The organism is Fodinibius salicampi (assembly GCF_039545095.1).
GTDB classification, from domain to species: Bacteria; Bacteroidota; Rhodothermia; order Balneolales; family Balneolaceae; genus Fodinibius; species Fodinibius salicampi.
Genome location: NZ_BAABRS010000002.1, coordinates 98,884 through 111,225 on the forward strand (window position 1 = coordinate 98,884; position 12,342 = coordinate 111,225).

A 12,342-nucleotide genomic window follows, 5' to 3' on the forward strand; every position below is an offset into this window, starting at 1 on the left:
GGTCTTTTCTACATTTTCACTTAGATTGAGGATCTTGCCAATCTCTAATTGCTGGTTAGTTAATAATCCCTGAGCTTTTTCCCTTACTTTTTGAATAGCCTTTTGATAAACATAGTCATATAGTGAGTTTTTCGTTGAGTTGATATAACAGGTGAATATAATATTCCCCAGCCTAATGTGGCGGGAAGGAAAAAAATAAATAAAAAAGTTTGTAAGGATTGCCCTTTGAAACGTACTTACTATATAGCCGTTGAATAACCTTGATTAATGAGGGTGGGAAGGTCAGCCTTGGTCGGCTGGCCTTTTCTTTTTGCATCTAGGCATCCTGCAGGTTTATTCTGACTTTTTATTTGACCGGACACAGTGGATTTATAATATTCAGGAACAGTTTATTGGAATAAGAAGAAATGATGCGCCCAGCGTATCATTCAAACAGTAAGGGATACGGATAAGGAAAATCAAAAATAAGTTAACAATTAATAGCAGGGGTTCAGATGATAAAATACACGATGTATACGGTAATAGTCATGCTTGTGTTGGCTAGTTGTGTCACAGAAACGTCCGATGAAGGTACATCAATAGATCCGGATGTGACAAAAAAAGTGCTGGATCATCACTGGGAAACATTTGTAAACAACGATCTGGAAGGGGTGATGGAAGACTATACCGAAGAATCGGTACTCATAACGCCGGATGCCACTTACCGGGGACTGGATGCCATAAGAGAAAATTTTGTAAACGCTTTTGAAGCCTTTCCGAGCGACAGCAGTACGCTTACCCTTAATAAAAGCGTGGTGGAAAAAGATGTCGGATATATCCTGTGGCAAGCATCAACGGAAGATTTTAAGCTCCGCTTTGCTACGGACACTTTTATTATCAGGGATGGTAAGATTATCCGGCAAACCTATGGAGGGGTAACGAACCAGGATTTACAGTAGCGTTGATCAGCGGTGGGAGGGGCAATGCAAGATCATCAATGGTTGTGGCCCTAATTAATCATCCCAGCAGCCGATGATTACGTGCTTTTCGGCAATTATGTCAACTTATCCAGCATCATGATTGGCATAAAAAATCTATTTATACTAAATCTCAGATCATCTTTCTGTAAAGTTAGTCAGTGTAATAGCTAGTTTACATCTGTTTCCCTTCCGTATCAAACTAATGATCTGTACCCTTATCGGCCTTATTCGATCCAGAACCTTCATCCGGTTTTTTGGGGGAGACGGTCCCTTCAACATATGTTTGTAACTGGCCGAGTGTCGCTTCCGTCAGTTGAACTAACTCTTCTAAGTGTTTAGCGGTTGGACTCTTTTTCCCAATTTGTTGATTGACAAGTGAGACTCCGATAAGGTATGACATAACTGCAATTTTACCTTGCTGCGCATTTGATACTGTACGGGCAACATCCGAAAGGGGATTTTGGTAAAACAGGGCAATAATTTGTACGATTCCAATGCCTCCAATAACGGAAGTAATTTCAATGCTTTCAGGCTGGGTAAAGGAGCGTACGGCAGCAATGATTAAAAATGATATCCCAATTGCAAAAATAGTCACACTCATGCTTAAGGAGATGCGATAGGTTGTTCTCAATTGTTTAAACGTTTCCGAGAAAAACTCCTTATCCGTCTGTATATCATTATCGGGCGGATCGATGTGAACTTCTGATGGAGCCTTCTCCCAATTCTGTTCCAGATCGTTGATAATGTTTAGTAAATCGGTAGCCTGCTCTTCAGATAAATTGAGTTTGGCTGCAGTTTTACTACGAGTTTCCCTGGATTGAAGTTCTGTAATCATATCTGGCCGGGCAATAACCTGGCGTAGTGCATGAGACAAAGTTCTAAAACCAGTAGTATCTCCGGGTGTCATATTGATCTGCCTAATTGTTTATGAAATTTTTTTGACAAGCTGTTAAAGTCAGCCATCTGATCGGTAAGAATATATTTAGCACGCCGGGCACGCTCTTTGAGCTCCTCCAGATCATTGATATTTTGCGCGTTCCAAACCAAGTCTCCTATTTCTTGGATTTCATTAGAATAAAGGTTCGCTACTTGTAGTTCTCGTTCCTCCAGGGCATCACAAAAATAGATCCAGTGATTTTCTTCTTCAGCAGAGAGCGGTGGCGCCTCCTTTTCATTATTCCCGGAATCAGATTCGACGATCTTTCGTAATGACACCCCATATCCCACAAAGATATCGCAAAGACCGTTAACACGGAAACTGTCTGATAGAGGTCCGCCAGATAAACTATTGATAATTTGTTGTGCTTCAGACATATCCGTTGTCCCCTCAATAGCCTCAAGTTTTTCTATGACCAGCGAATGTGTATGCTTGATCAACTCATTGATGCTGCCCAGCTGCCAGGCATATTTTTTTAATACTTTATGACCCCGATCAGTAGACTTTAAAAACTTCTCACCAATGCTGCTTATCTCATCAAACAGATTTAAATATGGCATAATCCCTCCCCTCCCTATTTTGTCGGTAATATTACGTTGAGCCAAATATGACTATAAAAATAATATAACAATTAAATAGAAATAAATTTTTATGGAGGAGTGAAATCCTAAGTAAATACCGCCAATAGGTTTTTTCGAAAGGGGGGCAAAGTAATCACTGCTACAACTTGAAAGAAATAATGTTGCCAAAATCGTAAAATTCTCATATATCTATATAAATATGAGAGAATCTTTCAAGCTATGAATATCAATACGCATACTCATCTATTTACACTACGAAATGTGTTGTCTCGTGAAGCCGTCCGGGCCATTGGAAATCGATTGCGACATAAAAATGTGCCCGAATACCTGGTTAAGGGGATTGAAAATTTCATCCACGATCTGTCAAATAAACCTCGTCATCTCACAGAAGATCAGCTCCTGGAGGAGTTGATTAAGGCGATTATAAGCACCGATCTGTTTCAAAATTTTGCCTCAAATCACTTGCACCAAATCCCGGCACTCAATGCCATCAATATCAACAATGAGCATCTGAGCCAGGCTGCACTAAAGCAGGTTTTAAATTCCCTTTCAGCCTGGGGTGATGCCAATGATAATTCCGAATCCAACCTTTTTGATATCTATGAAACGCTGAGAATTGCCCTCAAACCAAACTCCACTGACATTACAGATCATCTGCTTAGTCATCTTACAACTGACGATGCTCTTGTTGGATTGATGATGGATATTCGCGGGGATAACGAATCTGATCGTGATAAACAGCGATTTCACGACCAGCGAAATGATCTAATAGAAGCTAACTTGCAGCGCCCAGGACGACTTTTTCTGTTTTTTGCTGTAAATCCGAAACGCTCGGACCATTTTGATTTGATGAAAGATGCATTGGAGAACCGAGGTTTTGTGGGCGTAAAACTCTATCCCTCGTTAGGTTATCAGGTAGATAGTCCTAAAATGATGAATGTCTACGCTTATTGCGAAGAGCACGACATTCCTATCACCATGCATTGTAACCACACGGGGTTTTACGTTGAGGAAGACTTCATTGACTACTGCAATCCCGTACACTGGGAGACGATTTTGGCTCAGCACCCTACACTAAAAATTTGCTTTGCCCATTTCGACGGACACGAGACTCTATCCCATTCAAATGGATTTGATGATGGTACCTGGGGCAAGAAGATTCTCGACCTCATGGAAAATGATGATTATACCGGCGTCTATGCCGATGTTTCCTATCATACCGACATGATGGGTGAACCGGGTCTTGAAGTTCACTATTTGCAAACGCTTAACAATCTGCTAAACCGACCGGTTGTACAAGATCGAATTCTCTTTGGGACGGATTCCTGGCTGTTGCGGCTCAATATGTCCGACGAACTGTTTTGGTCCTATTTCAGGGATAAGCTATCCAATCAACAGTTTAAACGTATTGCGTCCAACAACCCTAAAGTGTTTTTGGGGATTGAACCTCTGAAGAAAAATTTCGAGTGGTACATCAACTTTCATAAGAAAAACAGGAAGAATGTTGGAGCCCAACCAAATTCATGGTTGCACGATCGCGTAGATGCCGAATTTACTATGAAGCGCGATCATCCAAATTGGACGGTTCAGAAATACCCAGCGTTAATCGTAATTGCTGCTATCGGGTCTCAAATGTATTCAAAACAGAAGGAACAGGCTTTTTCGAGACGAGCGTACATTACCATGCAGGAGTTGAAATTTTGGGATTTTGCTTTTGTAGATCAGTCCGCCTTCGACCAGGAGTGTAAAAAAATGTCGCTTGATTTGGTAAATCAATGCGAGGCAGAAGGAAAGCTGGAGGGTCAATGGACTGTGAATGAAGCACGTGCAAAGTATGAAAGTATGATTCGTCAGAACTCAACGCGCCTACTGGATCTTTCCTGCCAAATTGATGTAATGTATAACTTTACATACGATGAATGAGATGAAAAATAGTATTTTTATTTATTGGCTTACTTTACTGGGATTGGCTGTAAACTCTTCAGTGGTTGCACAGTCATTTTCCTTTGAACCCAACTTGGCGCGGATGGACAATGAGAAAATTGGAGTCGGTGTAGATTTTGAGATGCGTTGGGAGAACGAATATACCATCACCACCGAAACCGGATTTCCGCGATATATTGAATTCGATATGAATATAAACGGAACGGTTCTCTCCAAACCCGCGCTCAATCCTAATCATCAACATCTGGATCTCTATTTCGGATACCTGGTTTCATTCAAGAAGGCACAGGAGCTCCAAATCGGTCAGGAACCGGGACCAAGCAAAGATTACGGCGCACTCGGGTTGGGTATAAACGCGAATTTTGAGGCTAATCAAACGTTTACAGAACAAAATGTTGAACTGGGTACGGAACTGAGATATACCAATTCGTCAAAGAAATTTTTGCCGGTTGTTGAGCTCTCGTACCTTTTTGTGACCCCTGTTCGGTCTGATTTCCGGGAAGTGCTGAATACAGACAACAACCTATTCCAACGGTTTGATGCGAGAGCATTTTGGGCGGTCCGATTTGGGCCGTTTCTCCTGAATCCTGATTTTCGCTATTTTCGATCGTTGGATTTGGCCCAAGCACTCAAAGAAAATGGCCTTGATGAGGGACTGCACACAGCCATTTCTTTGGGGTACGTATTTGAAGAGAGAGATTCCGGTCTGTTTCATTTTTTTGAATATCTCTACCTGCAATACAACCGGGGACAATTTCCGGTCTATCTGGATAGCCGGGAGACGATTGAGGCGGGGATCACCTTCCTTTTTTAAATTCGGATTAAATGTTTTATAAAAGTTTAAGTTTTTTAGGAAGTACGCCTGAGAGGATTCGAACCCCTAACCTCCTGATCCGTAATCAGGTGCTCTATCCAGTTGAGCTACAGGCGCATTCAGAATAGACCCCAATGATAAGGTTTGTCAGTTTTTTAATCAACTATTTATTCGATTTAAATTGCTAGTTCCGGGTAGACATTGGGTCTGAACTTTGTCAGATTTATCCCTCATGAAAAAATATCATTTAGAAAAAGTATTTTCTAAATTTATTCACATTTTATTATCACTCTCACTGTCATTTTTAGGTAAGAATACCCTATGTCCTACCAATCAAAATACACCACTGCAGAAGAAGCCGTAAAACTTATTAATTCAGGCGACCGGGTTTTTGTCCACAGTGTGGCGGCGGCTCCACAGCCGCTTATCAATGCGATGACCGACCGTGCACCTGAATTGGAGGATATCGAGGTCATCCATCTTCATACCGAGGGAGATGCTCCTTATGTAAAACCGGAATACAGCGATACGTTTAGTACGAATGCGTTATTCGTGGGCTCTAATGTCCGAAAGGCGGTAAACGAGGGGAGTGCTGATTATCTGCCCATCTTTTTAAGCGAGGTCCCGGGCCTGTTCCGAAAAGATATTTTGCCTATTGATATGGCGCTGGTTCAGGTCTCGCCGCCGGATAAACACGGCTACTGCTCGCTGGGCGTTTCGGTGGATGCCAGTCGCGCGGCTCTCCAGAGCGCGAAGAAGGCGATCGCCCTGGTCAATCCCAATATGCCGCGAACCCACGGCGATGGTATCTTCCATGCCAGCCGGTTTAATGCCCTGGTCAAAGCAGATGAGCCGCTGCATGAGTTAACCATCCCAAATCCGACGGATGTAGAGCAACAGATCGGCCAAAACTGTGCGGAGCTGGTAGAAGACGGGGCGACCCTGCAGATGGGGATTGGCGCTATTCCAAATGCCGTTCTGGATGCTCTGGACGGTCATCGCGATTTGGGAATCCATACGGAGATGTTTAGTGATGGAGTCATTGACTTGGTTAAAAAGGGTGTAATTACAGGCAAGAAGAAAAGAAGTCACCCGGAAAAAGTAGTGGCCAGCTTTGTAATGGGCAGCCGCGATTTATATGACTTTGTAGATGATAATCCCATGATTGCGATGCTGGATGTGGCCTATGTGAACGATACGGCAGTGATACGTAAAAACCCGAAAGTGACAGCCATTAATAGTGCTGTGGAGGTGGATATTACGGGACAGGTTTGCGCAGATTCCATCGGAACCTATCACTATTCAGGAGTAGGAGGGCAGATGGACTTTATTCGTGGGGCGTCGCTCAGCGAAGGCGGGAAGCCGATTATTGCGTTGCCTTCCACTACCAATCGCGGGGAAAGTAAGATTGTTCCTTTCCTGAAACGGGGGGCCGGTGTAGTAACCACCCGTGCCCATGCCCATTTTATTGTGACCGAATATGGAATTGCCAATCTGTATGGCAAAAATCTGCATCAACGGGCCCGGGCACTCATTGATATCGCCCATCCTGATCACCGGGAGACCCTGGAGAAAGAAGCCCGGAAACGATTTAATCAATTTGAGTAGATGACAAGGGCCAGTACCGCCCCGGGATACGTCTACGGAACCGATGAAGATATACGGGGTTTTATTGATCTACATGTAAAGGTTTATGACCAGAGATCCTATCCGCTGGCCAATGGGAATGTTGATCGATCCTTTCGTCAATTATTGAAATGAAGCAAAGGAATGTCAAATAAAAAGGATTAATAACCTATTAACCTTGTTTTTGCTAAAATTTTCACCTATATACGTATTTATATTCGAATATTGAAAGGATACGAAAGGAAAGGGATACTTTTTTTAATATAAGGGATGGCATCAATGGACAAAATTGACAATTCATTGCTTGACAAGTATGGACGGTTGCTTTCGCTAGATTTTTACCGTGGACTCACAATGTTTTTGCTGGTTGCCGAGGGGGCGGGTCTTTGGTATGCAGTGGTGGAACCCTACTTTCAGGGAAGTATCATTAGCGCCATAGGAAGCCAGTTTCACCACCATCCCTGGAACGGTCTGCGGTTCTGGGACTTGGTACAGCCCTTTTTTATGTTCATCGTTGGGGTGGCTATGCCTATTTCTTTTGGAAAGCGATGGGATAAGGGACACTCGTGGGGCGATACGTTCAAACATACGCTTTATCGTTCATTCATGCTGCTTATGCTGGGGCTTACTCTGCATTGTATTTATTCCGGCGAGCCGGTTTTTGAACTGTGGAATGTGTTATCCCAACTTTCTTTTACCTACTTGGTCGCCTTCCTGATTATGCGCAAAAGCTGGAAGTTCCAGATTAGTTTCTCGGTAGGGTTACTTATCATTACGGAGTTATTGTATCGCCTGTGGTCGGTCGAGGGATTTAATCAGCCATTTACACCCGACAAAAATTTTGGGGCATGGATGGATCTTGTACTGATGGGCAAACTAAGCGGTGGACATTGGGTGGCCGTCAATGCCATCCCTACGGCTGCTCATACCATCTGGGGCGTGATCGCAGGGCAACTTCTCATCAGCAAGCGAGAAACAACTGATAAACTGAAAAAATTACTGCTGTTTGGGATAGGTCTGGTGGTCTTGGGTTACCTGATGGACCCACTAACACCGATTATTAAGCGCATTGCCACAACCTCTTTTACTATTGTCAGTGGGGGTTGGTGCTTGCTGGTACTTGCGGCATCATTCTATATTTTTGATGTCAGAAAGAGCTATGAATATTCCGGACGCTTTTTTGCCATTGTGGGAATGAATCCCCTGTTTATCTATCTTTTCAGCGAGATGGGCGGTGTAGATTGGTTTTATGATATGGTGGATGTGTTTACTTCCGGGTTTCTGGGCGGTCCGCTCCCCACAGCCTGGGTGGGTGTTATCACCTCGCTCATTGTTCTGGGTCTCATGTGGTACTTAACCTATTTCCTCTACAAGCGAAAGATTTTTATATCGATCTAAGGGTGAGTAAAGTCCCGCAATATATTTTTCTGCTAACTAAAGTGTAGGCTTGCAATTTTGCTGCAGCATTTGAAGGACATGGGCGAAATCATCCGGCAGCGGAGAATCAAACTCCACCATTTCTCCGGTAGACGGGTGTTCGAACCCTAGTGTTTTGGCATGCAGGCATTGTCGTTGTAGCGTCCCCATTAGGTTCTGAAACATCTGCTTACGACTGCCGGTATTGGGACCATACCGCACGGCGTCTCCTCCATACTGCTGATCCCCAAATACCCAGTGATGCTCATTGGCAAAGTGGACGCGTATCTGATGCGTACGGCCCGTTTCAAGGCGGACTTTAACCAAGGTCAGATGATCGAAATATTCCAGCACCTCGTAGTGGGTTACGGCCTCTTTGCCTTTGTCACCGGGAAGCACTGTCATGTTTTTACGATCATTCGGGTTGCGCCCGATATTGCCAGTAATGGTACCCTTTTCCTTATCCGGAGTACCCCAAATAATAGCCCAGTAATTCCGCTCTATATCTTTGGTCCGGAAGTACTTACTGAGTATCCGGTGGGTTTCGTCGTTTTTGGCTACCACCAAAATGCCGCTGGTATCTTTATCCAGTCGATGAACGATGCCGGGACGTACGGTATCCTTATCCGTATTGGAAAGCTCTTCATTTGTATGCCACATTAATCCGTTTACGAGCGTACCGTCCCAGTTTCCATAGGCCGGGTGGACGACCATGCCCGCTTCTTTATTGACGATAAGCAGATCGTTATCCTCAAAGACAATGTCCAAATCCAGTTTTTGCGGCTTGGCTTCAGGCGGCTCTGGGATGGGGATACGAATATCTATTTCATCACCGGCTTCAATATTATACGACGATTTCTCGCTTTTACCGTTGACCGTCACATAATCTTTATCAATCGCTTTTTGAATTTTAGTGCGGGAGATTTTTTCTAAGCATGTGGCGATGTATTTGTCCAGTCTCATTCCATCTGCATCTTCCGAGGGTACGGTCAAATGATATTCTTTAAATTCTTTAATGGGACGATCACTCATGGTAAAATTAGATTAAAAATTTCTAATAAAGAAGAAAATACAAATTATTCTGTAAGGATTAGCCTCTGAAACGTACTTACTTAATGACTATTTATTAAGAGGGATTAATACCGAGGCCAAAGTTTAGGCTCCTGCTATAGCAGGGGCCTTCTTTTTTTGTGGGTGGATGAGGATAACAAAATATATACCTAAAAACTAAACCTCCACTTTTGAAATGGGAAGTAAGGGATTTCAGTTCGAAATCTAAAGTCATTTAGACCGACATAAGTTTTAGAAATAAGAAATCATTGAGTACAGATATTTTGCAGGTTGCTTTGTACCTTGTGGCATTACTAAATTAGTGATCATTATGATAAAGACGCTTTATATAAAAGATTTTGCGCTGATTGATGAACTGGAAGTTTCCTTTCAGGAAGGGCTGAATATACTTACGGGTCAGACCGGCGCCGGAAAGTCTATCATTATCGGGGCGCTGAATATGATTTTGGGAGAACGGGCCGATACCGAGGTGATTCGGCAGGGAGCTGATAAAGCAATAGCCGAAGCCATTCTGGAAGTAGATGATTATTCGGAATTTGAGCAGATATTCGAGGAGAATGCCGTAGAAATCCGATCCGAGCTTATTCTCCGGCGCGAGATCCGTTCCTCCGGAAGCCGCGGCTTTATTAATGATACGCCGGTTACCATTTCTGTATTGAGAGAAGTCGGCGACTTTCTGGTAGATCTGCATGGGCAACACGATCATCAGCTGTTGTTAAAAGAAGAGAACCATCGCAGTGTTATTGATGGTTTTGAAAAGGTCATTTCGCCGTTAAAGGAGTACCGCCGGGAATACCACGAGATGAAAAGATTGCAAAAAGAGCTTCGGGAACTTCGGAAGCGGGAACGTGATCTCCATGAAAAGGTGGAACTCTATAAATTCCAGGTACAGGAGCTGGAAGAGGCTGAGCTCGATCCCCATGAAGAGGAAGAGCTGGAAGCAGAAATGAAATTGTTGGATAATGCCGAAGAGCTGGAGCAAAAGGCGGCTGCAATTGTGGAGATCGGTGAGGGTGATGAACTGAATGCGGTTGACCTGCTAAACCGGATGAAGCTGCATCTTGAGGATCTTGCGCGTATAGAATCTGATTTCGAGAGTTACCTGGATGAAATAACCTCAGCCCGTATTACCATTCAGGAAGCCGTTCAGTTTGCGGAGCGCTATCGCAGCAAAATAGAATTTAATCCCAATCGGCTGGAGCAGCTCCGGAATCGTCAGAATGAGTTGAACCGGTTGCGGAAGAAGTACCACAGAAGTATCCCAGAATTGATTGAGTACCTGCATGAAATACGCCAGGAGCTGAATTTGGCGGATAATTTTGATCTCGAGATTGAAAAAATGGAGGAGGCAATTGATACTCAGTCCCAAGTTCTTGCTGAGGCAGCCCAAAAGCTGCATGATATTCGTGAGCAGGTTGGGCGCAACGTAAGTCAGCAGGTAGAAGAAGAATTGTATGATCTGGGCATACCACACGCGAATTTTGAGGTCCGTATTGACTGGATGTTTTCTTCGGAGGAGCAGGGATGGATTACCGTTGAAGGTCAGCCCGTTGAGTGTACGGAGCATGGAGCAGACGAGGTTCGGCTTTTCATTTCAACCAATAAGGGGGAAGAGCCCAAGCCGCTGGCTAAGATTGCATCCGGAGGAGAGATCAGCCGCGTGATGCTGGCCTTAAAATCAATTATTGCCCGGGAGCAAAGTCTGCCGGTGATGATTTTTGATGAAATTGACACTGGTATCAGCGGTGAAATTTCTGAGAAAGTAGGACGTACGATGCGGCGCTTGTCTAAGCGTTGTCAGATCATCGCCATTACGCATCAGCCGCAGATCGCCAGCCAGGCCCACAAGCATTACCGGGTGGAAAAAGTGGAAGAGAAAGATCGCACAGTCTCCCGAATTAAACCGCTGGATAACGACGAGCATATCCATGAGGTAGCTACCCTGATGAGCGGGGAAGAAATTACGGATGCCGCAATCGAAAGTGCGCAGGAACTTATTGAGAAAAGTACCTTTAAGAACTAAGTAGAACGGCAGGATTCATAATGTTGAATGCCGCTAAATCTTAAAGTAGTCTTAAACAAAATACCATGAGTAAAGGTCATTCCGAACGATTCATCACTTTGGTTAACGACGCCAAAACACGTATTGACGAGATTAGTCCGGATGAAGTAAAGGACAAGCTAGATGACGATAATAAAGAAGATTTTGTGCTGCTGGATGTGCGCGAGCAGGATGAATGGGATAAATCCCACATTTCCGGGGCTGAATACCTTGGTAAAGGTATCCTGGAACGGGATGTCGAGGAGGAGTATCCAAATACTGACAGTGAGATCGTACTGTATTGTGGAGGCGGTTATCGTTCCGCGCTGGCGGCTGATAACCTGCAGAAAATGGGCTATACGAATGTAAAGTCACTGAAGGGTGGTTTTCGGTCGTGGACGCAGGCGGGCTACCCCATCGAAAAGGCCGATACCTGATATGGGTTTACTGTTATAAGGTATAGTCGTATTGAACGGGAGAAAATATAGTTGCTTTCTATCGATCCTGCTGAGCTCTAATAGCCTATATTGTCATCATTGGAATCAGGATTGCCGCTTGTTGCGGTGTGATCAAGGTCAGAAATGTTAAGCCAAACTACTTCGGTACCAGGAGCAACGGAGAGTTGAGCCGGATTAAATTGCATGCCTTCCATATAAACCGTGTCTCTTTCTACTGCTTCGACACTGCTGCTAATCGTAATTTCACCCTGCATGTCGGGAGTATGAAATTGACAGTAATATTCCACATTTCCTTCATTTTCAAAGGTGTAGCTGTATGATTCATCTGGACTTACGGTACCGCTGTTAAAATTTACGGTGGGATTCGGATCAGGATTAGGGTCAGGATCTGGGTCTGAATTCGTGGAACTACATCCTGCAATGATCAGTGTTAGAACAAGTGAGACGGAAATTACCAAGTAATGTCTTCGATTTAAGTTTTCCATAACAAATAGA

Annotated in this window: 12 protein-coding genes and 1 tRNA gene; 8 read left to right on the top strand and 5 right to left on the bottom strand. The window is 43.9% G+C overall.

Going from position 1 to position 12,342, the window contains the following annotated elements; all coding sequences use genetic code 11:
* Positions 1-494 precede the first annotated feature (494 nt).
* The gene (locus ABEB05_RS08315) at positions 495-938 is read left to right on the top strand and encodes a nuclear transport factor 2 family protein (protein WP_265789232.1); all 444 of its coding nucleotides are present in this window, start codon (positions 495-497) and stop codon (positions 936-938) included.
* A gap of 220 nt (positions 939-1,158) precedes the next feature.
* Here the strand turns inward: ABEB05_RS08315 and ABEB05_RS08320 are convergent, their stop codons facing one another.
* Both ABEB05_RS08320 and ABEB05_RS08325 read right to left on the bottom strand, forming a co-directional pair.
* Complete coding sequence (locus ABEB05_RS08320) at positions 1,159-1,866, bottom strand: hypothetical protein (RefSeq protein ID WP_265789234.1); 708 nt, start codon at positions 1,864-1,866, stop codon at positions 1,159-1,161.
* Positions 1,863-2,456, bottom strand: a complete 594-nt coding sequence (locus ABEB05_RS08325) for a hypothetical protein (RefSeq protein ID WP_265789235.1) — start codon at positions 2,454-2,456, stop codon at positions 1,863-1,865. Before ABEB05_RS08325 ends, ABEB05_RS08320 begins: the two co-directional genes overlap by 4 nt.
* 240 nt (positions 2,457-2,696) lie before the next feature.
* Here ABEB05_RS08325 and ABEB05_RS08330 point away from each other — a divergent pair, with 240 nt between their 5' ends.
* On the top strand, positions 2,697-4,400 hold the full coding sequence (locus ABEB05_RS08330; protein WP_265789236.1) for an amidohydrolase family protein: 1,704 nt from the start codon (positions 2,697-2,699) through the stop codon (positions 4,398-4,400).
* A gap of 1 nt (position 4,401) precedes the next feature.
* A complete protein-coding gene (locus ABEB05_RS08335; protein ID WP_265789238.1) occupies positions 4,402-5,235 on the top strand; it encodes a hypothetical protein in 834 nt (277 codons plus the stop codon).
* 43 nt (positions 5,236-5,278) lie between these two features.
* Here the strand turns inward: ABEB05_RS08335 and ABEB05_RS08340 are convergent.
* Positions 5,279-5,352: transfer RNA gene (locus ABEB05_RS08340), tRNA-Arg, on the bottom strand.
* Between the two features lie 204 nt (positions 5,353-5,556).
* Between ABEB05_RS08340 and ABEB05_RS08345 the strand changes: the two genes are divergently transcribed.
* From ABEB05_RS08345 to ABEB05_RS08355, 3 genes are all read left to right on the top strand, one after another.
* On the top strand, positions 5,557-6,843 hold the full coding sequence (locus tag ABEB05_RS08345; RefSeq protein ID WP_265789239.1) for an acetyl-CoA hydrolase/transferase family protein: 1,287 nt from the start codon (positions 5,557-5,559) through the stop codon (positions 6,841-6,843).
* Positions 6,844-6,996: a hypothetical protein gene (locus ABEB05_RS08350; RefSeq protein ID WP_265789241.1), complete on the top strand. Its 153-nt coding sequence runs from the start codon at positions 6,844-6,846 to the stop codon at positions 6,994-6,996.
* A 144-nt stretch (positions 6,997-7,140) separates the two neighbouring features.
* On the top strand, positions 7,141-8,259 hold the full coding sequence (locus ABEB05_RS08355; protein WP_265789242.1) for an acyltransferase family protein: 1,119 nt from the start codon (positions 7,141-7,143) through the stop codon (positions 8,257-8,259).
* Between the two features lie 36 nt (positions 8,260-8,295).
* Here the strand turns inward: ABEB05_RS08355 and ABEB05_RS08360 are convergent, their stop codons facing one another.
* On the bottom strand, positions 8,296-9,309 hold the full coding sequence (locus ABEB05_RS08360) for an RluA family pseudouridine synthase (protein WP_265789244.1): 1,014 nt from the start codon (positions 9,307-9,309) through the stop codon (positions 8,296-8,298).
* 349 nt (positions 9,310-9,658) lie between these two features.
* Here ABEB05_RS08360 and recN point away from each other — a divergent pair, with 349 nt between their 5' ends.
* Both recN and ABEB05_RS08370 read left to right on the top strand, forming a co-directional pair.
* Positions 9,659-11,371, top strand: a complete 1,713-nt coding sequence (recN, locus tag ABEB05_RS08365) for a DNA repair protein RecN (RefSeq protein ID WP_265789246.1) — start codon at positions 9,659-9,661, stop codon at positions 11,369-11,371.
* 65 nt (positions 11,372-11,436) lie between these two features.
* On the top strand, positions 11,437-11,826 hold the full coding sequence (locus ABEB05_RS08370; protein ID WP_265789248.1) for a rhodanese-like domain-containing protein: 390 nt from the start codon (positions 11,437-11,439) through the stop codon (positions 11,824-11,826).
* 77 nt (positions 11,827-11,903) lie between these two features.
* On the opposite strand, the gene ABEB05_RS08375 is transcribed toward ABEB05_RS08370, so the two are convergent.
* Entirely contained in the window at positions 11,904-12,332 is a 429-nt protein-coding gene (locus ABEB05_RS08375; RefSeq protein ID WP_265789250.1) for a cupredoxin domain-containing protein, read from the bottom strand.
* Positions 12,333-12,342 lie beyond the last annotated feature (10 nt).